The sequence below is a fragment of the Weizmannia sp. CD-2023 genome, from assembly GCF_036225245.1.
Taxonomy (GTDB): Bacteria; Bacillota; Bacilli; order Bacillales; family Bacillaceae_C; genus Weizmannia; species Weizmannia faecalis.
On record NZ_JARTJQ010000028.1, the window covers coordinates 72,217 to 92,713 of the forward strand.

At 46.6% G+C, this 20,497-nt stretch carries 18 protein-coding genes; 17 read left to right on the forward strand and 1 reads right to left on the reverse strand.

Going from position 1 to position 20,497, the window contains the following annotated elements; all coding sequences use genetic code 11:
* Positions 1-82 precede the first annotated feature (82 nt).
* Complete coding sequence (hemG, locus tag P9687_RS03640; protein ID WP_035189108.1) at positions 83-1,495, reverse strand: protoporphyrinogen oxidase; 1,413 nt, start codon at positions 1,493-1,495, stop codon at positions 83-85.
* Between the two features lie 220 nt (positions 1,496-1,715).
* Between hemG and P9687_RS03645 the strand changes: the two genes are divergently transcribed.
* From P9687_RS03645 to P9687_RS03725, 17 genes are all read left to right on the forward strand, one after another.
* Positions 1,716-2,603 carry a phosphate ABC transporter substrate-binding protein gene (locus tag P9687_RS03645; RefSeq protein WP_014095851.1) on the forward strand — a complete coding sequence of 296 codons (888 nt, stop codon included), beginning with the start codon at positions 1,716-1,718 and terminating at the stop codon, positions 2,601-2,603.
* Between the two features lie 720 nt (positions 2,604-3,323).
* On the forward strand, positions 3,324-4,178 hold the full coding sequence (gene pstC, locus P9687_RS03650) for a phosphate ABC transporter permease subunit PstC (RefSeq protein ID WP_235601115.1): 855 nt from the start codon (positions 3,324-3,326) through the stop codon (positions 4,176-4,178).
* A complete protein-coding gene (gene pstA, locus P9687_RS03655; RefSeq protein WP_061577188.1) occupies positions 4,175-5,059 on the forward strand; it encodes a phosphate ABC transporter permease PstA in 885 nt (294 codons plus the stop codon). Before pstC ends, pstA begins: the two co-directional genes overlap by 4 nt.
* 173 nt (positions 5,060-5,232) lie before the next feature.
* Positions 5,233-6,066 (forward strand): phosphate ABC transporter ATP-binding protein PstB, encoded by an 834-nt coding sequence (pstB, locus tag P9687_RS03660; RefSeq protein ID WP_429892609.1) that lies wholly within the window; start codon positions 5,233-5,235, stop codon positions 6,064-6,066.
* A 27-nt stretch (positions 6,067-6,093) separates the two neighbouring features.
* Positions 6,094-6,879 carry a phosphate ABC transporter ATP-binding protein PstB gene (gene pstB / locus P9687_RS03665; protein ID WP_035182176.1) on the forward strand — a complete coding sequence of 262 codons (786 nt, stop codon included), beginning with the start codon at positions 6,094-6,096 and terminating at the stop codon, positions 6,877-6,879.
* A 302-nt stretch (positions 6,880-7,181) separates the two neighbouring features.
* Positions 7,182-8,129: a glycosyltransferase family 2 protein gene (locus P9687_RS03670; protein WP_026684180.1), complete on the forward strand. Its 948-nt coding sequence runs from the start codon at positions 7,182-7,184 to the stop codon at positions 8,127-8,129.
* Complete coding sequence (locus tag P9687_RS03675) at positions 8,117-9,931, forward strand: DUF6020 family protein (RefSeq protein WP_035189111.1); 1,815 nt, start codon at positions 8,117-8,119, stop codon at positions 9,929-9,931. Before P9687_RS03670 ends, P9687_RS03675 begins: the two co-directional genes overlap by 13 nt.
* Complete coding sequence (locus tag P9687_RS03680) at positions 9,924-10,277, forward strand: DMT family transporter (RefSeq protein WP_014095843.1); 354 nt, start codon at positions 9,924-9,926, stop codon at positions 10,275-10,277. The genes P9687_RS03675 and P9687_RS03680 overlap by 8 nt, the downstream gene beginning before the upstream one ends.
* Positions 10,278-10,296: 19 nt before the next feature.
* On the forward strand, positions 10,297-10,596 hold the full coding sequence (locus P9687_RS03685; protein ID WP_233896728.1) for an EamA family transporter: 300 nt from the start codon (positions 10,297-10,299) through the stop codon (positions 10,594-10,596).
* A gap of 117 nt (positions 10,597-10,713) precedes the next feature.
* The gene (locus P9687_RS03690) at positions 10,714-11,358 is read left to right on the forward strand and encodes an HD domain-containing protein (protein WP_014095841.1); all 645 of its coding nucleotides are present in this window, start codon (positions 10,714-10,716) and stop codon (positions 11,356-11,358) included.
* An 86-nt stretch (positions 11,359-11,444) separates the two neighbouring features.
* A complete protein-coding gene (locus P9687_RS03695) occupies positions 11,445-11,690 on the forward strand; it encodes a CsbA family protein (protein ID WP_104851286.1) in 246 nt (81 codons plus the stop codon).
* A gap of 14 nt (positions 11,691-11,704) precedes the next feature.
* The gene (locus tag P9687_RS03700; RefSeq protein ID WP_104851287.1) at positions 11,705-11,950 is read left to right on the forward strand and encodes a DUF2164 domain-containing protein; all 246 of its coding nucleotides are present in this window, start codon (positions 11,705-11,707) and stop codon (positions 11,948-11,950) included.
* Between the two features lie 182 nt (positions 11,951-12,132).
* On the forward strand, positions 12,133-14,133 hold the full coding sequence (gene uvrB / locus P9687_RS03705; protein ID WP_014095838.1) for an excinuclease ABC subunit UvrB: 2,001 nt from the start codon (positions 12,133-12,135) through the stop codon (positions 14,131-14,133).
* Positions 14,120-16,984, forward strand: a complete 2,865-nt coding sequence (gene uvrA, locus P9687_RS03710) for an excinuclease ABC subunit UvrA (protein WP_014095837.1) — start codon at positions 14,120-14,122, stop codon at positions 16,982-16,984. The genes uvrB and uvrA overlap by 14 nt, the downstream gene beginning before the upstream one ends.
* 349 nt (positions 16,985-17,333) lie before the next feature.
* Positions 17,334-17,732 carry a glycerol-3-phosphate cytidylyltransferase gene (gene tagD, locus P9687_RS03715; RefSeq protein WP_013858674.1) on the forward strand — a complete coding sequence of 133 codons (399 nt, stop codon included), beginning with the start codon at positions 17,334-17,336 and terminating at the stop codon, positions 17,730-17,732.
* Complete coding sequence (locus P9687_RS03720; RefSeq protein ID WP_308927687.1) at positions 17,725-18,915, forward strand: CDP-glycerol glycerophosphotransferase family protein; 1,191 nt, start codon at positions 17,725-17,727, stop codon at positions 18,913-18,915. Before tagD ends, P9687_RS03720 begins: the two co-directional genes overlap by 8 nt.
* A 264-nt stretch (positions 18,916-19,179) precedes the next feature.
* Positions 19,180-20,172 carry a glycosyltransferase family 2 protein gene (locus tag P9687_RS03725; RefSeq protein ID WP_017551695.1) on the forward strand — a complete coding sequence of 331 codons (993 nt, stop codon included), beginning with the start codon at positions 19,180-19,182 and terminating at the stop codon, positions 20,170-20,172.
* Positions 20,173-20,497 lie beyond the last annotated feature (325 nt).

Genomic DNA, 20,497 nt, shown 5'->3' on the forward strand with positions numbered 1-20,497 from the left:
GCGGACCGAAATGTCCTTCATAAGCGGGATGAAGGACAAAAGGGGGCGAACTGCAAATTTTGTCCATTCGGCAATACATGATTTACACATTTAAACTGCCCTGCTCCCTTAGTTTTTCCATTACCTTTCCCGCCGTTTCTTTTCCATTCACGATGCAATCGGCGATGCCGACGCCGTAGTAAGAGCAACCGGCGAGCACCACGTCCGGGTCGCTTGCTGATAGCTTTTTGGTTAGCGCTTCTACCCTCTGACGGTGGTGCAAATCGTACTTCGGCATCTTGCCCAGCCATTTTGTCACTTCCGCTGCCACTGGCTGTGCACTTATCCCGAGCGCCTGCCGCACATCTTTCAGCGCCGTTTCAATCAGGCCCTCCTGATCCATCGCATTCAGCCGGTTAAACAGTGCGGCATCCGCGTCTTTATAAAACAAGCGCAACAGCAGGCGTCCATTTTTCGACGTGTGCGGCCATTTCCGGCTTGTCCATGTGCAGGCATTGCAAACGAGCCCGCTTCCGCCGGAAACAATAAAACCTGTCCCGTCTTTCGGCAAGACTGCATCCGGCACGTCAAAACCAAGATAAACGGTGATCACCGAAGCGGCCTTAAACTGATCCCATTCCTCATCCAAAGCAGGGTTCGCAAGCAGTTTCTTCGCTGCAGCATGCGGTACGGCAAGCACCACCACATCTGCTTTAAGCCTGCGCTCGTCCGACAATACAACAGTATAGCCTTTTTCGTGCCGTTCAAGCGCAACTGCTTTTACCCCTTTTATAATGTCAGCACCCGCTGCCTTTTCCTCGAGGCGGCTAGCCAGTTCGGACAAACCGTTTTTAAACGATACAAATTTTTTCTTCTCAGGAGACAAGAAAGTTTGCTTATGTTCGGACAAACCCTTCATAATGCTGCCATACCGATTTTTATAATCGACAAGAAACGGCATTGTTGTCGCCAATGTCAGTTCATACAAATTGCCGGAGTAAACGCCGGACAGCACCGGCGCAATTTGTTTCTCCACCAGTTCTTTGCCGAAAAAAGCCTCCAAAAATTCTCCGGCTGAACTGTCTTTTGTAAAAGAATGGTTTTTCGTAAACAAATCTTTCAGCGCTGCCAGTTTCCCTTTCGTTGAAACAAGTTCGCTGCCAAAAAGGGCATCCAAACTTGCCGGAATGCCAAACACTGCCTCTCGCGGAATCGGTTTTAACCCATCTTCCCGGTAAAGATACGAGATGCCGGTAGCATTGTGGCGGATCCGGTTTTCAAGCCCAAGTTCTTTCAAAAACCCGGCTACCCCTTTTTTGCGGGCAACGATCGAATCCGCGCCCGTTTCCATAATAAAACCCTCTTTCCGGACGGTACGGAGCTTTCCGCCGGCTTCCGGATTTTCTTCCACAAGGGCCAAGGATACCTGTGCCCCTGTTTTTTCAATCTGTTTATGAAGCTCGTACAATGCGGTAAGGCCCGTAATGCCCCCGCCAATGATCACGACCGATTTCAATTTTATACCTCCGTTCAGCCTCTGTTACTTCTATTATAAACAAACCGGTTTCTTCTATTTTTTATGTTTTTGCCTAAAATGTGACAATCACCCTTTAAAATCTTACACCTGGTTCTATCATCTTTACAAACTCTTAACATTCCATTCATATCTGCTTAATACCGCACGATTATCTTTAAAAGTGCAAGGAGCAAGCCAATAAAAAACAGGGGGCAAAAAAATGAAGAAAAAGTTTGCAGCGGTATTTGGCTTATTCACGATTTTCGCAGTGATTGCAGCCGGGTGCGGGAACACAAAAGAGACGACAGTATCCGGCAAGGGCGCAAAACAGGAAAGCATCACGGCTGTCGGTTCAACCGCACTCCAGCCGCTTGTGCAGGAAGCCGCGACACAATATATGAATGATCATCCTGAAGCAACCATTAACGTACAGGGCGGCGGCAGCGGAACTGGATTGAGCAAAGTTGCGGAAGGCGCTGTCCAAATCGGGAATTCTGACGTTTTTGCCGAGGAAAAAGACGGCATTGACGCAAGCAAAATTACGGACCATAAAGTTGCGGTTGTCGGATTTGCGCCGGTTGCAAATCAGGATATCGGCGTCGATAACCTGACAAAACAGCAGCTGATCGGCATTTTCACTGGAAAAATTAAAAACTGGAAAGAAGTCGGCGGAAAAGACCTGAAAATCGTTGTGATCAATCGTGCGGAAGGATCTGGCACACGGGCCGTCTTTGAAAAACAGGCTTTAGATGGCGCTACTGCAGTGAAGGCGCAGGAACAGGACTCTTCGGGTACTGTGCAAAAAATTGTCAACGAAACACCGGGGGCTATCAGCTATCTCGCATTCTCTTATATGAACAATAAAGTCAAAGCTTTAAAAGTGGACGGCGTTGAACCGACAGAAGAGAACGTCAAAACAAACAAATGGAAAATTTGGGCTTATGAACATATGTACACAAAAGGAAAGGCAAAAGGCTTAACGAAAAAGTTTATAGATTACATGCTTTCGGATGAAGTGCAAAAAAACTTCGTTCCGAAACTCGGGTACATGCCTATTTCTGAAATGCAAGTTGAACGGGATGCAAGCGGAAACGTTACAACAAAATAAAGTGGATTTAAAACTTTGCGGAGCTCTGAACTGATGCAAGCAGCAGAATGATCGCCAGAACGATACGGTTTCCGGTTATCCGGGGCACGTCCGGCGGCACATTTCTGCTTGTCTTGTCCTTTTTTGAAAACCGCAACTGAAAAGGATAGACCATGTAAAAGCACAAGCAGCCAAGCGGGCAGAGCGGGTTGCTCGCAAAGCAGAAATGAGTTCGGCAATCAAAGCGGCAACCATGCCCGTTTTTCAAAACCGCAACTGAAAAGGATAGACCATGTAAAAGCACAAGCAGCCGAGCGGGTAAAATAGGTTGCTCGCAAGGCAGAAATGAGTTCGGCAATCAAAGTGGCAACCATGCCCGTTTTTCAAAACCGCAACTGAAAGGGATAGACCAAGTAAAAGCACAAGCAGCCGAGCGGGTAAAATAGGTTGTTCGAAAACAAAATGAGTTCGACAAACAAGCGGCAACCATGCTCTTTTTTCAAAACCGCAACTGAAAAGGATAGACCGTGTAAAAGCACAAACAGCCGAGCGGGCAAAGCAGGTTGCTCGCAAAGTAGAAATTCATCCGGAAATCAAAGCGGCAACCATGCCCGTTTTTAGAAACCGTAACCGGAAGGGGATTTGAACAACGTGAGTGAAAATGCACTCAAATGGACAGAACAGGTTGTCAAAAATAAAGCTAAGCCGCGTTCGAAAATCAAAATAGAACGGCGCGGGAAAATGATGACACTGATTTGCATTGCTTTGATGGCGGTTGTTGCCGCATCGATTTTTATTTTTGTCGCAACAAAAGGGCTTGCCCTTTTCTTTGAACATCATGCCAGTGTCCTAGAATTTTTCACTGGAAAAGACTGGAACCCGGGCAAAAAGGATGCTGCCGGAAACCCGGTTGCGGGGGCTTTGCCTATGATAACCGGTTCCTTTGCCGTCACATTTCTTGCCGCTATCGTCTGTGCGCCGCTTGCAATCGGCGGGGCTGTATTTATGACGGAAATTTCCGCTAAACGGGGGCAAAAAATGTTGCAGCCGGTCATCGAATTGCTTGTAGGCATTCCGTCGGTTGTTTACGGATTTATTGGATTAAGCGTCGTCGTTCCTTTTCTTCGTGAACATATATCAGGAAGCGGCTTTGGCATTGCGGCAGGAACTATTGTGCTTGCGGTCATGATTTTGCCGACTGTGATGAGTCTGTCGGTGGATGCAATCCGGGCTGTGCCCGATTCGCTCCGGGAAGCCTCGCTTGCACTTGGGGCGACGCGCTGGCAAACGACTTACAAAGTTGTGCTGCGGACGGCGCGGCCGGGCCTGTTAACGGCTGTTATTTTCGGGATGGCCCGGGCATTCGGCGAAGCACTCGCGGTGCAGATGGTGATTGGCAACGCAACGGTGATGCCCCGTTCATTGTTCGAACCGGCATCCACTTTAACAAGCATTTTAACGATGGGCATGGGCAATACCGTGATGGGAAGCGTGGAAAATAACGCGCTTTGGACGCTGGCGCTCGTGCTGCTGCTCATGTCGCTCGTCTTTATCATCATCGTCCGTTTTATCGGCCGCAGGAGGGATGCAGCATGAAAACAAAAATGGCAGACCGTATCGCAACATCTGTTCTTTACTTCATTGCCATGTTTATCGTCGCCATTCTTGCGGGGCTCGTCGGATACATTCTTGTAAAAGGGCTGCCGCACGTCAGCTTGTCATTCATTTCGTCCCCTCCCCAAGCCTTTAAAGAAGGCGGGGGAATCGGGCCGCAGTTGTTCAATTCCTTTTATTTACTCGTGCTGACAATGGCGATCAGCATGCCAATCGCACTTGGCGCAGGCATTTATATGGCAGAGTATGCACGGAAAAACCGGCTGACGGATTTGCTCCGGACGGCGATTGAAGTGTTGTCTTCGCTTCCGTCTATTGTGGTCGGGCTGTTTGGTTTTCTGTTCTTTGTCCTGTCGATGGGCTGGGGATTTTCGATTTTGTCCGGCGCGTTTGCATTGGCGCTTTTCAATTTGCCGCTGCTGGTCCGGGTCGTGGAAGATTCACTCCGTGCCATTTCGCCAGCGCAGCGGGAAGCAGGCCTTGCACTTGGGGTGTCAAGATGGGAAACGATTCAATCGGTGCTGCTGCCGGCTGCGTTGCCGGGGATCATCACCGGGATTATTTTGGCCTCCGGGCGCGTTTTCGGCGAAGCAGCAGCCCTTATTTATACAGCAGGCATGAGCTCGCCGAATCTTGATTTTTCAAACTGGAACCCGTTCAGCATGAATTCTCCGCTGAACCCGCTCCGCCCGGCTGAAACATTGGCTGTGCATATTTGGAAAATCAACGGTGAAGGCCTCATGCCGGATGCCGCATCCGTATCAAGCGGCGCGTCCGCAGTGCTGATCCTTTTTGTGCTCATCTTTAATTTTTCAGCAAGGTTTATCGGCAAATGGCTCCACAACCGGATGACGTTGCAATGAAGGCGCCGTATCCATTTGGAAACGTGCCGTGCCTGCTTCCAAATTGGTGCATGGCAGGCTTAAAAGCAACAGCTTCGCAACCGGATAAGTGGGGATGTTCAAAAACTAACAACTTAGCCAAGACAAAAAACAGATCCACCTGAATCATTTCACAATAAAAGGAGGAATGACCCATGGCAGTATCGATGCTGGCACGGAATGAAAAAATAGTGCTACCCGCGGTTGAAATCCCTGGGCAGATGCCGGAAGCACAGAACATTATCATCGAAACCAAAAATTTAAGTGTTTTTTACGGGGAAAAAGCAGCGATCCAAAATGTTAGCCTCGCGTTTCCCGAACATCAGGTGACGGCATTAATCGGCCCGTCCGGATGCGGAAAATCCACCTTTTTGCGGAGCCTGAACCGCATGAATGATGAAATTGCAGGCTGCAGGATGTCCGGCGGGATTTTTTATAAAGGAGCCGACATCACCCTTTCGTGCGCGGACGTTTTTGAAATCCGAAAGCATATCGGCATGGTGTTCCAGCGCCCGAATCCGTTCGCAAAATCGGTTTTTGAAAATGTCGCGTTCGGCCCAAAGCACCATGGCGTGAAGAAAAAAGCATGGCTGGAAGAAATTGTCGAAGAAAGCTTAAAAAAAGCTACATTATGGGATGAAGTGAAGGACCGCCTGCATACGTCCGCGCTTGCCCTATCAGGCGGCCAACAGCAGCGGCTTTGTATCGCAAGGGCGCTCGCCATGAACCCGGATGTCCTGCTTCTTGATGAACCAGCATCGGCGCTCGATCCGGTCTCAACCGGTAAAATTGAGGAACTGATGCTCGAACTGAAAAAAGATTATACCGTTGCCATTGTCACGCACAATTTGCAGCAGGCCGCCCGCATTTCTGACAAAACTGCCTTCTTTTACATGGGTGCACTGATCGAAGCGGGGGACACGACGAAAATGTTTACTAAACCGGAAAAACAACAAACAAGGGATTACTTATCCGGCTTTTTTGGCTAAATCCTGGTGGAAAAGGAGAAATGCAAAATGGCAACAGTATTGGAAAAACGGGCAGACAACCAAACGGCTATCCGTGCCGAGCATGTAAATGTGTTTTATAAAAACTTCCAGGCCCTTTACGATATCAATCTGGCATTTCCAAAAAAGCATGTAACAGCACTGATCGGCCCGTCCGGATGCGGAAAATCCACGTTTTTAAGGACGTTGAACCGAATGAATGACAACATCCCCGGTTTCCGAATGGAAGGCCATGTTACGATTGGAGACGAAAATATTTATGCGCCGAAAACGGATGTTGTCCAATTAAGAAAAAAGGTCGGCATGGTCTTCCAGCGCCCGAATCCGTTTCCGATGTCCATTTACGATAATGTCGCGTACGGACCGCGCATCCACGGCGTTAAAAACCGGCATGTGCTTGATGAAATGGTAGAAAGATGTTTGCTTCAGGCTGCGCTGTGGGATGAAGTGAAAGACCGCCTTCATACATCTGCCGCGGGGCTTTCCGGCGGGCAGCAGCAAAGGCTTGTGCTTGCAAGGGTGCTCGCGGTTGAACCGGGTATTATTTTAATGGACGAACCGGCATCGGCGCTTGATCCGGTATCGGCCGCAAAAATTGAGGAGTTGATCCTTGAGTTGAAGGCGCAATACACAATCATCATCGTCACCCATAATATGCAGCAGGCGATGCGCGTGTCCGGACATACCGCTTTCTTTTTGAATGGCAGGGTGGTGGAATTCGCTGAAACAACCAAAATGTTTACAAATCCTGCATCGAAGCAGACAGAAGACTATATTTCAGGACGGTTCGGCTAATCCTTTCCATCGCTTGACAGGTGAAGGAAAGCACATTTTCCATTCAAGTTCAGCTGAGAGGGCAACCGTGCAGCTGACATTTCTGTTTTCTTGAGCCTGAAATGCACAAAAAAAAGCACGTTCACGAAGCGTGTTCTTTTCGTGTACCCGGTGAGCGGAACCATGGCAACAAAACGGAAAAAAGGTCCCGGCAAATCCGGAAAAATCCTGAAACACTCTTTCACTAAAATTTCTCCTCGTGCTATAATAGTTCAGTACTGTATGGCGAATGATAAAATCAGTAATGATTTGGAGGAGCAACAATGAAAACAGCCGTCTTGGTTCCTTGTTATAACGAAGAACTGACGATTGCAAAGGTGATCCGGGACTTTAAGAGAGAGTTGCCTGACGCGGACATATATGTTTATGATAATAATTCAACGGATCGTACATATGAAATTGCCCGGGAAAACGGGGCCATTGTAAAAAAAGAACCGCGCCAGGGAAAAGGCAATGTCGTAAGAGCCATGTTCTTTGAAATTGATGCAGATTACTATGTAATGGTAGACGGGGATGATACGTATCCTGCTGAATTTGTACATCAATTGTTAGAGCCTTTAAAAACAGGCGAAGCCGATATGACCATTGGGGACAGGCTGTCAAACGGCACTTACGAAAAAGAAAATAAACGGGCTTTTCATAACCTGGGAAACAATTTGGTAAGAAGTTTAATCAACAAGCTTTACAAAAGCAATATCCAGGATATTATGACGGGATACCGTGCATTTAACCGCTTGTTTGTACGTTCTTTTCCTGTGGTAAGCAAAGGTTTTGAAATTGAAACGGAGATGAGCATCCATTCGCTCGATAAAGGATTTAAAATCAAAGAAATTCCCATTGACTACCGCGATCGTCCGGAAGGGAGCGAGTCAAAACTCAACACTTTTTCTGACGGCCTGAAGGTAATCAAAACGATTTTTACCCTTTTTAAAGATTACAAACCGATGCTATTTTTCACATTTTGGGCAGTCATTTTGCTTATTCTCGGGCTCGTAGCGGGCGTGCCGGTTATTGTGGAATTTTTCCACACCCATTACATTACAAAAGTACCGTCAGCGATCCTGGCAGTCGGTCTTGTCCTGATGGCCATGCTTTCTTTTGCCAGTGCGCTCATTCTGGATACGGTTGTCAGCCACTCCCGTAAGCAATATGAAATGGAGCTTCACACCGTCTACGAAGAATTAAAAAGAGAAAAGGAATGGAGCAGGTAATGTTTGCGCATCAAAAGACCATGCAGGCGGTACTTAGTTTAGTGATCGGCATCTTGGTAGGGCCCGGTTTTCTGCTTTTTTCTTATTCTTTTAAAAGCGTGCCCGGCTGGTATCCGGTTTTTTTCGCGCTGGCCGGTAGCTTTCTGGCATACGGTGCCATTTTTTGGAATATTGGCCGGATGAAGCGCCCTTTAAAATGGGGTTCTTTTCTTTTTTTCCTTGTGCTCTCGGTCATTGTCACATTTGCCTTAAAAGGGCCGCAGCAGCATCTGGCGCACCAGCCCTTTTTGATAAACTGCCTTATTTATCTTGCAACGATTGTGTTTTTGCTATTTGCCATGCTGCTGGCGGTCAAAATACTGTATTCTTTAACAGAGAGCCGGGCAGAAGGGGATGTTCCCAGGAGGCATATTCTTTATTTTTCAATCCTGCCTTTATTGATCTCCCTTCTGTACTTCTGGGCTTTTTATCCGGGCATTTTAATGGCTGATTCTGTCAATCAGTGGCAGCAGGCGCACTCCACTTTTTACAATGACTGGCATCCTGCTGTGATGACATGGCTCATTAAGTTTACGGCCCACATATGGGATACGCCGGCATCATATGTGATTTTCCAGTTCATCTTGACAGCGCTGATTACCGGATACGTCTTTTATGTATTTGAAAAATTAAGGATCAAAAAGCCGGTTTTATGGCTGGGGTATGCGTTTTTCTGCTTTTTGCCGCTTATCCCGCTTTATTCTGTCGTGATTTGGAAAGATACGTTGTTCAGTTATTTTCTGCTGGCGTTTACGGTTATGCTGATTCAGATCATTGATTCGAACGGCAAATGGCTGCGGTCGTTCTCCCATTTGTTGTTTTTGTACTTATCCGTTTGCGGTGTCATTTTTTACCGGCATAACGGCTGGCCGGTGTTACTTGCAACGATTGTTATTTTTCTTTTTTTCCTGCGAAAACGGTATTTGTATATGTATGGCGTTTTCGCGCTTGCGGTCATTACGTTCCTAATTGTGACAGGCCCGGTTTACAAGCATTACAAAGTGCTTCCGGCTGATGAAACGGAATCGTATTCCATTCTTTACCAGCAGATTGGACGAATTGTGAAGGAAAACGGGCATATAACGCCTGCCCAAAGAGCCGTGATCAATCAGGTGATGCCGATTCCGGATTGGAGAAAATATTATCAGCCGACAGACGTTGATCGGATAAAGTTTACGCCGCACTTTGACCGTGCGTATATTAAATCCCATAAAAAAGCCTTTTTCAGTACGTGGTTCGCGCTATGCCGGCAAAATCCAAAACTTGCTTTGGAAGCTTTTTACGATCAGGAAAAGCTTTCGTGGAAACTGTATATTTCCGGCGAAGAGTTGCGCCGCCCGATTTTCCGGAACAAGGATTTTGAGAAGTACCGTCCCGTTTATTTTATGACCCAAAAGAATGTGCAAAAATATCATGTTCATTATAAATGGTTCTATTATAAAGATTATGGATCAGATCTGGCGAATACAAAACTTTCGTCGCGCATTACGCAAATCAATCAGACATTTTCACAAGGGATGCTCCGTGTGCTTATGATGCCGGCGTTCTATTTGTATCTCATCCTTTTGTTTTTGTTTACTGCCATTTTAAAAGGAAACTGGCGGTTTGTGCTCGCGGCTGTTCCGATGTTTTTAAATCTCGGTTCCATGTTCGCGGCGATTCCGGCCCAGGACATCCGCTACTTTTTTCCAAACTTTTTACTGGCGGTGCCGTTTTTCTTCCTTGCAACATTAACAAGCAGAAAGCGTGATAGCCATGGGTAATTCTATTTTTCAATCGATCCGTAAAAATAAAACGGGCATTTTGCTGATTATGCTTGCGGCATTTTCCACCTCTGTCGGACAGATGCTGTGGAAAATGTCCGGGCATTTTTTGGATGCATACTTTGTGACCGGCTTCTTTCTCTATTTTTGCGGCGCATTGCTGATGATAGTTGCGTTTCGTTTCGGGGATCTTTCTGTCCTTCACCCGCTTTTAAGTATGGGGTATATTTTTTCCCTTTTCCTGGGGAGCATTTTTTTGGGAGAACATATGACGCCTTTAAAAATCATCGGCACTTGCATCATTTTTGCAGGGGCAGCGCTGATAGGGGGCGGGGATGCTGATTAAACTTGTACTTCTTCTATGCATGACGCTGTTAGGGTCATTGGGGGGCTTCTTTTTCAAAAAATGCACTTCCAGAGGATTGAAGCTGAGCGGATTTTTCATTTTGAATCTTGGCATTGGCGGTGTTTTCTATGTATTAGGGGCATTGCTGAATATTCAGTTGCTGAAAATGATGCCGTATACGATTGTATATCCATTAACCTCCATTACATATATTTGGACCTTGATCCTCTCTTCCTTTTTTTTGTCGGAAAAAATGAACAAGAGAAAATGGTTCGGGATTCTGCTCGTCATTACAGGGGCATTTTTCCTTACCATGTAGATTTTAAATCCAGTTGCTTGACGCTGGGTTTATTTTTTTCTAGAATAGTGGAAATATCAAAGAACCAGTCCCGATCCTATAGAGAAAAGAAAATCGGACAGCAAGGAGGGAAGCAGGATGGGGGTTCACCAATATTTTAAAAGTTTGTCTGACCTGGAAAAAATTTACCGCTGCCCGGGCAAGTTTAAATTCCAAGAACACTCGGTGGCAGCCCATTCTTTTAAAGTGGCAAAAATCGCCCAGTTTTTCGGCCATGTGGAAGAGAAAGCCGGCAATAAAGTGGACTGGCGCGCGCTCTACCAAAAGGCGCTGAATCATGATTATCCGGAACTGTTTACAGGCGACATCAAAACGCCGGTCAAATATTCTTCAAAAGAGCTGCATGAGTTGTTCAAACAGGTCGAGGAAGAAATGACGAAAAACTTTATCAACGGCGTATTTCCGGAAGAATACCGGGAAATTTATTTTGATTTGTTCAAAGAAGGCAAGGACGATACGCTGGAAGGAAAAATATTATCCGTTTCCGACAAAGTCGATCTTTTGTATGAATCTTTTGGGGAAATTCAAAAAGGCAATCCGGAGCCGCTGTTTCTGGAAATTTACGAGGAATCGCTGCGGACCATTTTGCGGTTTTCGGGGCTTGCATCTGTCCAATACTTTTTAACGTCCATTTTGCCTGATCTGCTCGCAGAACGATTTATCGAACGGAGCCAGTTGCGCGGCATTACAGATGAAATCATTGAAAATGAATTCAAAAGATAATTCATTTTCAATGATTTTTCTTGTATTTTCAGGCGGAATGTTAAAAAATAGGGATAGCAGAAGAAAGGGCTTGGAGTGGGGTGAGGATGATCGTTCAATTGGTGGTAGCCGCTGTTTTTCCATGCTTTCTTGTCATCTTTTTTTCGCGGGTGACGTTTAACCAGGTGATTGGGCTGATCCTTACGGTTGCGCTCATTGTCGCTTCCGTTTATAAAGGCTATACGCGCACGTGGCCGGTATATATCGTGGATGCAGCTTCATTGACAATCGGGTTTTATTTTGCTAATACAATGATACGGAAGGCAAAGATGAAAAAAGAAATGAAAAAATGAAGGCGGAGGCGCCCATGACCGGATTCAAAATGGACCCTGCGGAAAAGCAGCGGATTCTACGGGAAATACAGCAATTTGTCTGGGAACAGACAGGTGAAGAAATCGGTGTGATTGCCACACAGGTTTATTTTGACTTTTTTCAGGAAAAGCTTGCGGCACACTACTATAATAAGGGAATTGAGGATGCGAAGAAAATATGGGAAGGGCAAAATGCACGCCTTGAAGAAGAATGGTACGCCCTGGAAATCCCGGTGAAATAACGTCCATCCGTTCCTGAAAGCGGTAGGGAAAATCCTTACCGTTCTTTCTTATGGAAAGATAGAAAACTTGTTCGCTTTTTGTTGGAGACGGGGCAGGATTTATGTTAAAATAAAAAGACTGAAAGACGAAGAACGGCCTTTTAAGGTTGAAATAGATGATGCCGGTTTAAGGAGGCTCATGGATGGAACAGCATGCTTTTGAACTTGTTTCGAAATACAAGCCGGAGGGGGACCAGCCGGAAGCGATCCGCCAGCTTGTGGACGGCATCCGTGCAGGCAAAAAGATTCAGACACTGCTCGGGGCGACCGGAACGGGAAAAACGTTTACGGTTTCGAATGTGATTAAAGAAGTGAATAAGCCGACGCTTGTCATTGCCCACAACAAAACGCTGGCCGGGCAATTGTACAGCGAGTTTAAGGAGTTTTTCCCGAACAATGCAGTAGAGTATTTCGTCAGTTATTACGATTATTACCAGCCTGAAGCGTACGTGCCGCAAACCGATACGTATATTGAAAAAGATGCAAGCATTAATGATGAAATTGACAAACTGCGGCACTCGGCAACGTCTGCCCTGTTTGAGCGCAATGATGTCATTATTATTGCGAGCGTCTCCTGTATTTACGGCTTAGGTTCGCCGGAAGAATACCGCGAGCTTGTCGTCTCGCTCCGGACCGGGATGGAAATCGAGCGGAACCAGTTATTGCGGCGGCTTGTCGATATCCAGTATGCCCGCAATGATATTGACTTCCAGCGCGGGACGTTCCGTGTGCGCGGCGATGTCGTCGAAATTTTCCCGGCTTCGCGCGATGAACACTGCATTCGTGTCGAGTTTTTCGGTGACGAAATTGACCGGATCCGCGAAGTCGACGCGCTGACCGGCGAGATTATCGGTGACCGCGACCATGTGGCGATTTTCCCGGCTTCCCACTTCGTTACGCGCAATGAGAAACTGCAGATTGCGATCCGGAATATTGAAGCGGAACTTGAAGAACGGCTGAAAGAGCTCCGCGATAACGGTAAACTGCTCGAAGCGCAACGGCTCGAACAGCGAACGCGCTATGATCTGGAAATGATGCGGGAAATGGGCTTTTGTTCCGGGATTGAAAACTATTCCCGCCATTTGGCGCTGCGCCCGCCCGGTTCGACGCCGTATACGCTTCTGGACTATTTCCCGAAAGATTTTCTGCTCGTCATTGACGAATCCCATGTTACGCTCCCGCAAATCAGGGGAATGTTTAATGGGGACCAGGCGCGCAAGCAGGTGCTCGTCGACCACGGGTTCCGGCTGCCGTCTGCGCTTGACAACCGGCCGCTCCGGTTTGAGGAATTTGAAAAACATATTTCGCAAATGATTTGCGTATCCGCTACACCGGGGCCGTATGAACTTGAGCATACGCCGAAAATGGTGGAACAAATTATCCGCCCGACAGGCCTTTTGGATCCGGAAATTGAGGTGCGGCCGATCGAAGGGCAAATCGACGACCTACTCGGGGAAATTCAGGACAGGATTGAAAAAAATGAGCGCGTGCTTGTCACGACACTGACGAAAAAAATGGCGGAAGATTTAACGGACTACTTGAAAGAAGTGGGCATTAAAGTCCAGTATCTCCACTCCGAAGTAAAAACGCTCGAACGGATTGAAATTATCCGCGACCTCCGTCTTGGCAAATATGATTGTATTGTCGGCATCAACCTGCTCCGGGAAGGGCTGGACATCCCGGAAGTGTCGCTTGTTGCCATTCTCGATGCCGATAAGGAAGGCTTCCTGCGTTCCGAACGGTCACTGATTCAGACGATCGGCCGCGCCGCCCGGAATGCAAACGGCAAAGTGATCATGTACGCCGACAGAATCACGGATTCGATGGAAAAAGCGATCAGCGAAACGAAACGGCGCCGTACCGTCCAGGAAGCCTATAACAAAAAACATGGCATCACGCCGAAAACGATCCAAAAAGATATCCGCGATACGATCCACGCGACCTATGCGGCGGAAGATGCAACGCCGTATGAAGCGGAAGAAACGAAAAAGCCGCTGACGAAAGAAGAACGCATACGGATGATTGCAGAACTGGAAGAAAAGATGAAAGAAGCGGCAAAAGCGCTTGACTTCGAGCAGGCCGCCCGGTACCGTGATGCCCTTTTAGAACTGAAAGCAGGTGACGACCACAATGGTATTAGATAAAATTGAAGTAAAAGGGGCCCGCGTCCATAATTTAAAAAATATTGATGTAACCTTGCCGCGGGACCAGCTTGTTGTGCTGACGGGATTGTCCGGGTCCGGAAAATCTTCGCTCGCATTTGATACGATTTATGCGGAAGGGCAGCGGCGCTATGTTGAATCGCTGTCCGCCTATGCCCGGCAATTTTTAGGGCAGATGGACAAGCCGGATGTGGATGCGATTGAAGGCCTTTCCCCGGCAATCTCCATCGACCAGAAGACAACGAGCCGCAATCCGCGTTCCACCGTCGGGACGGTAACAGAAATTTATGATTATTTGCGGCTTCTGTATGCCCGCGTCGGCCACCCGATCTGCCCGAACCATGGCATTGAAATTGCTTCGCAGACGGTCGAACAAATGGTGGACCGGATCATGGCATACCCGGAACGGACACGGCTCCAGGTGCTTGCCCCGGTGGTATCGGGGAAAAAAGGCCGGCATGTGAAACTGCTGGATGATATTAAGAAACAGGGTTTCGTCCGTGTCCGCATTGACGGGGAAATGCTTGACCTCGGCGAAGAAATTGAGCTGGACAAAAACAAAAAACATTCCATTGATATCGTTGTTGACCGTATTGTCGTAAAAGACGGAATTGAGCCCCGCCTGGCCGATTCGCTTGAAACAGCGCTGAAATTGGCGGACGGGCGCGTGGTAATTGATGTGATCGGGGAAGAGGAACTGCTGTTTAGCGAGCACCTTGCCTGCCCGATTTGCGGCTTTTCGATCGACAAACTGGAACCGCGCATGTTTTCGTTCAACAGCCCGTTCGGCGCCTGCCCGGAATGTGACGGGCTCGGGGCAAAGCTTGAAGTGGATCCAAGCCTTGTCATTCCGGACGCCTCACTTACGCTCAATGAAGGCGCGATCGCCCCGTGGGAACCGATCAGCTCACAATATTATCCGCAGCTCTTAAAAGCGGTGTGCGAGCATTTTGGCATTGACATGGACACGCCTGTAAAAGATTTGCCAAAGCATCAGATGGAGATCATTTTATACGGATCCGGCAATGAACGGATTTATTTCCATTATGAAAATGATTTCGGCCAGGTGCGCGACAATATGATTCAATTTGAAGGCGTACTGAACAATATCGAACGCCGTTACCGCGAAACCAGTTCCGATTTTACGCGCGAGCAGATGGAAAAATATATGGCTCAGCAGCCATGCCCGAAATGCAAAGGTTACCGTCTGAAACCGGAAAGCCTTGCTGTGAAAGTGGGCGGGAAACATATCAGTGAAGTGACGGATTACTCGATCGCGGAAGCCCGCTCCTTTTTTGCCCATCTCGAATTGACGGAAAAAGAGCAGGCGATCGCCCGGCTGATCCTGCGCGAAATCGAATCCCGGCTCGGTTTTCTCGTCAATGTCGGCCTCGATTATTTGACGCTGAGCCGTTCTGCCGGCACGCTCTCCGGCGGCGAAGCCCAGCGCATCCGGCTTGCGACGCAGATCGGATCGAGGCTTACAGGCGTTTTATACATTCTTGATGAACCGTCGATCGGCCTCCATCAGCGCGACAATGACCGCCTGATTGCAACGCTCAGGCAAATGGCTGATATCGGCAATACGCTTATTGTTGTCGAACACGACGAAGATACCATGCTTGCCGCAGACTACTTGATTGACATCGGCCCGGGAGCAGGCGTCCATGGCGGAAAGGTTGTTGCTGCCGGCACGCCGCGCGAGGTGATGAAAAATCCGGATTCACTCACCGGCCAGTATTTATCCGGAAAGAAATTTATCCCGCTCCCGCCTGAACGGCGGAAAGGGGACGGCCGTTTTGTTGAAATCAGGGGCGCGAAAGAAAATAATTTAAAAAACATCAATGTAAAATTCCCGCTCGGCCTGTTTATTGCTGTAACCGGCGTCTCCGGCTCCGGAAAGAGCACGCTTGTCAATGAAATTTTGCATAAGGCGCTTGCCCAAAAATTGCAGCGTGCAAAAGCAAAACCGGGCGCTTACAAAGAAATCAAGGGTATTGAACATCTCGACAAAGTCATTGACATCGACCAGTCCCCGATCGGCAGGACGCCGCGGTCCAACCCGGCGACCTATACCGGCGTGTTCGATGATATCCGCGACGTGTTTGCTTCCACGAACGAAGCAAAAATCCGCGGCTATAAAAAAGGGCGGTTCAGCTTTAACGTCAAGGGCGGCCGGTGTGAAGCCTGCCACGGCGACGGGATTATCAAAATTGAAATGCACTTTTTGCCGGATGTGTACGTACCGTGTGAAGTATGCCACGGCAAACGGTACAACCGCGAAACGCTCGAAGTTCAATACAAAGGCAAAAATATTGCTGATGTACTCGATATGACGGTGGAAGATGCGATTTCCTTTTTCGAAAACATTCCGAAAATCAGGCGGAAACTGCAGACCATCGCGGATGTCGGCCTTGGTTACGTCAAGCTCGGTCAGCCGGCAACAACTCTGTCCGGCGGCGAAGCGCAGCGCGTGAAACTCGCATCTGAACTGCATCGGCGTTCGACCGGCCGTTCTTTCTATATTTTGGATGAACCGACAACCGGCCTTCACGTCCATGATATTGCCAAACTGCTTGATGTGCTGCAGCGGCTGGTGGAAAACGGCGATACGGTGCTTGTGATCGAGCATAACCTCGATGTCATCAAAACCGCCGACTATATCATTGACCTCGGACCGGAAGGCGGAGATGGCGGCGGAACCGTAGTTGCTACCGGTACGCCGGAAAAAGTTGCGGAACACCCAACCTCCTACACCGGAAAATATTTGAAACCGGTGTTGGAACGCGACCGGGAAAGAATGGAAAAAGAAATAGAAAACCTGGCGCGCTGAGGCATGCTTTTTGTTTTTTCATAAGTGCGACTCTGGCTGTGTTCGCGCCTAAAGTCCCGGACGCCCGCGTTTCTCTACCTCCTGCCCTGCCGGATGAATAACTGAATGCGGGATGTACGGTGTCTTTTGGCCATTTTTTCTATTACGTGGCGTGCTCACTGTATGGCGTTCCTCCCCGCTTGTGGGAGGGACCCTCTTACATAGGGGAAAACCCGGCGCCCGCTTCTTGAAGAAGTATTTGAATTCTGCTTGAAATAGACATATAATGAGTAAAGATTAGGGAAAAATAATGAAAAGTGTCGCATTGTGCAGGAATGTTGCCTATTACATTTAGCAGGGAGAGAACTGTATGAAAAAAGTAATCACATACGGAACATTTGACCTTCTCCATTGGGGGCATATCAATTTACTGAAACGCGCAAGAGCATTAGGCGACTATTTAATCGTCGGCCTTTCATCGGATGAATTTAACGAAATCAAAAATAAAAAATCGTACCACAGCTATGAAAACCGGAAATTAATTTTGGAAGCGATCCGTTACGTTGACCAGGTCATACCGGAACATTCGTGGGAACAAAAAATAGACGATATCAAAAAATACAATGTCGATGTTTTCGTGATGGGCGATGACTGGAAAGGCAAATTTGATTTTCTGAAGGATTATTGCGAAGTGGTTTACCTGCCGCGAACGGTCGGCATCTCTACGTCAAAAATTAAGAAGGACCTCTTCTCTGTGAAAAATGGTTAGGGAACTGTTCATTTCCTTATACTTATTGCTTTTTCGTGTGCTGTTTACATTGTGTAAAATTTTTCCTTTGAAAAGGAAAATCACATTTGTCGTTTCATTTGAGCAGAACAGTTTATATGTGTATGAGGAATTGAAAAAGCATCCCGATCCTTTTCAGGTAGTGTTCGTTTGTACTTCTTCCTGCTATCGCCGTGTTGCGGAAACCGTCCGGCAAGAGAAGGTATTTCTGTTTGAAATGAAAAATTTGCAGCATTTTATCCGCAGCATATACAACATTGCGACATCGAAATTTGTGATTGTTGATAATTATTATGGTTTCCTGGCTGCCGCCCGGTTTAAAAAAGGGGTGGAGTGCATCCAGCTCTGGCATGCAGCAGGGGCTGTTAAAACGTTTGGCCTTGAAGACAAAACGATCCGCACGAGGGGCAAGCGTGCATTGAAGCGGTTTAAAAAAGTGTATGCCCATTTTGACCGGGTAGTGGTGGGGTCTGAAAAAATGAAGCATATTTTTATGAGGGCTTTCGGGCTTCCTCCTGAAAATTTTCTTTGCACAGGCATACCACGGACCGATCTTTTTTTTGACCAAAACAGGATCCGGGACATTAAGAGGGAGCTGTACAAACGGTATCCTGCCTTTCAAAAGAAAAAAGTGATCTTGTATGCTCCGACTTTCAGGGACCAGCATCCGGATCATTTTGAAGCGCCGCTTGATTGGGGCCGGCTTTATGATGCATTGAAGGATGAGTATATTTTCGCTGTGAAATTTCATCCGGCTGTAAACAAAGGGGCAGGGCTGCTGCAGTATCCTGATTTTGTAGTGGACTGCCCGCATGATATGAATATCAACGAATTATTGGTGGTAACGGATTACTTGATCACGGATTATTCTTCTGTTCCTTTTGAGTTTTCCCTATTAGGCCGCCCGATGATCTTTTATCCGTATGATCTGGAAAGCTATCAGGCCACACGGGGGTTGTGGGAACCGTATGACCGGCTTGTCCCCGGGCCGATTGCGTGTACGACGGCAGAAATTATTGGTTTGATTAAAAATGGTTCTTTTGATGCGGGAAGTATTGAAGCATTTTCAAGAACCTGGAATACATACTCTGCCGGCCACTCCAGCCGCGATCTGGTACAGTATTTGCGTGAACAGGACGAAAAAAAGGGAAGAATGTATGGGTGAGTTTGCAGGAGTATGAGAAGCGCGCGGATGTGGCCGGAATTCACCCTTTTGGGATATCTTTTTAGACTTGAATTCAGGCCGGAATGTGACTGAGTTTTTATTTTTTATACGTAGAGGACAGGGATTTCCTGATAAAGGGATCTTTCATATTTTTAATACGACTTTTGCATGTTTACTATTTATCTCAATAGGAAACAGAGTGGCAATGTTTCTTTCGGATTATATAGTTGGAAATCTTATTTTCCACTAATAGGAGTGTAAAGTATGAGTAATAATTTGCCGATGCTAACAATTGTGGTTCCTTGTTATAACGAAGAACTTGTGCTTGAGAAAACAACGCAAGAATTAACGAGAGTGCTGGATAAATTAGTTGTAAAAAATAAAATAAACAGTAAAAGTATTATTTTATATGTTGATGATGGAAGTAAAGATAGCACTTGGGAAGTTATTGAAAAATTAACAGATTTAAATGCTTATGTTCAAGGACTTAAGTTAAGCAGGAATTTCGGCCATCAGGGAGCTTTAATAGCTGGATTAGAGACAGCAAGAGATTTTTCGGATTGTGTCATTTCCATCGATGCGGATTTGCAGGATGATGTGGATGCCATCGAGATGTTTATCGATAAGTTTAATGAAGGTTATGAAATTGTATATGGAGTAAGGGATAAAAGGGACACCGACACTTTTTTCAAAAGAAATACAGCCCTTTTTTATTACAAGCTGATGGGAAAATTAGGCGTAAACCTGGTTCCAAACCATGCAGATTACAGGCTCCTAAGCAAGAGAGCTTTGGATGAGTTTGTTAAGTATCAGGAAGAAAATATTTTTATCAGAGGTATCATACCACTTTTAGGGTTTAAATCGGCTAAGGTTTACTATGATCGTAAAGAAAGATTTGCAGGAGAGTCAAAATATCCATTAAAAAAGATGCTGGCATTTGCATTTGACGGAATTACATCTTTCAGTATCGCACCTGTGCGTTTTGTCACGTTTCTCGGGTTTGTTCTTGTATTTGTTGGGATCGTGATTGCAATTTATACATTATGTGCAAAGATTTTTTCTTATACCATTAGCGGATGGACTTCTCTTATGTTATCTGTCTGGCTTGTTGGGGGTGTCCAACTGCTCGCGATCGGGATTATAGGGGAATATATTGGAAAAATATTCAAGGAAACAAAAAGACGCCCAAGATATACGATTGAAAAAAATACGTATAAAGAAAATCAAGTTGAATCTTCATACCCGGTCCACCATTGATTTTTATTTTGCTGATGCAGGTACAGGATTCAAATGTTGGTAATCAGGAAATTGTCCGTCAAAAAGTACACCATTATGTTTGATAGATTTTTTGGCGATAGATGAATACAAAAGCGCATAGTTCAAGCTTGTTTATTGCTAGATTGCGCACAAAATTCTAGCATATTTTCAATATAAAGAGGCCCGCTATATTAGAAGGTTTGCCTTGAAACTTTTACTGGATTAATAGCCGGATGCCTTTATTTTCCTCTTGAATAGGGAGGCTTCATTTGTTATTCGAGGGAGTACGTTTATTAAAATATAATAACCATGTTGCATGAAGGGG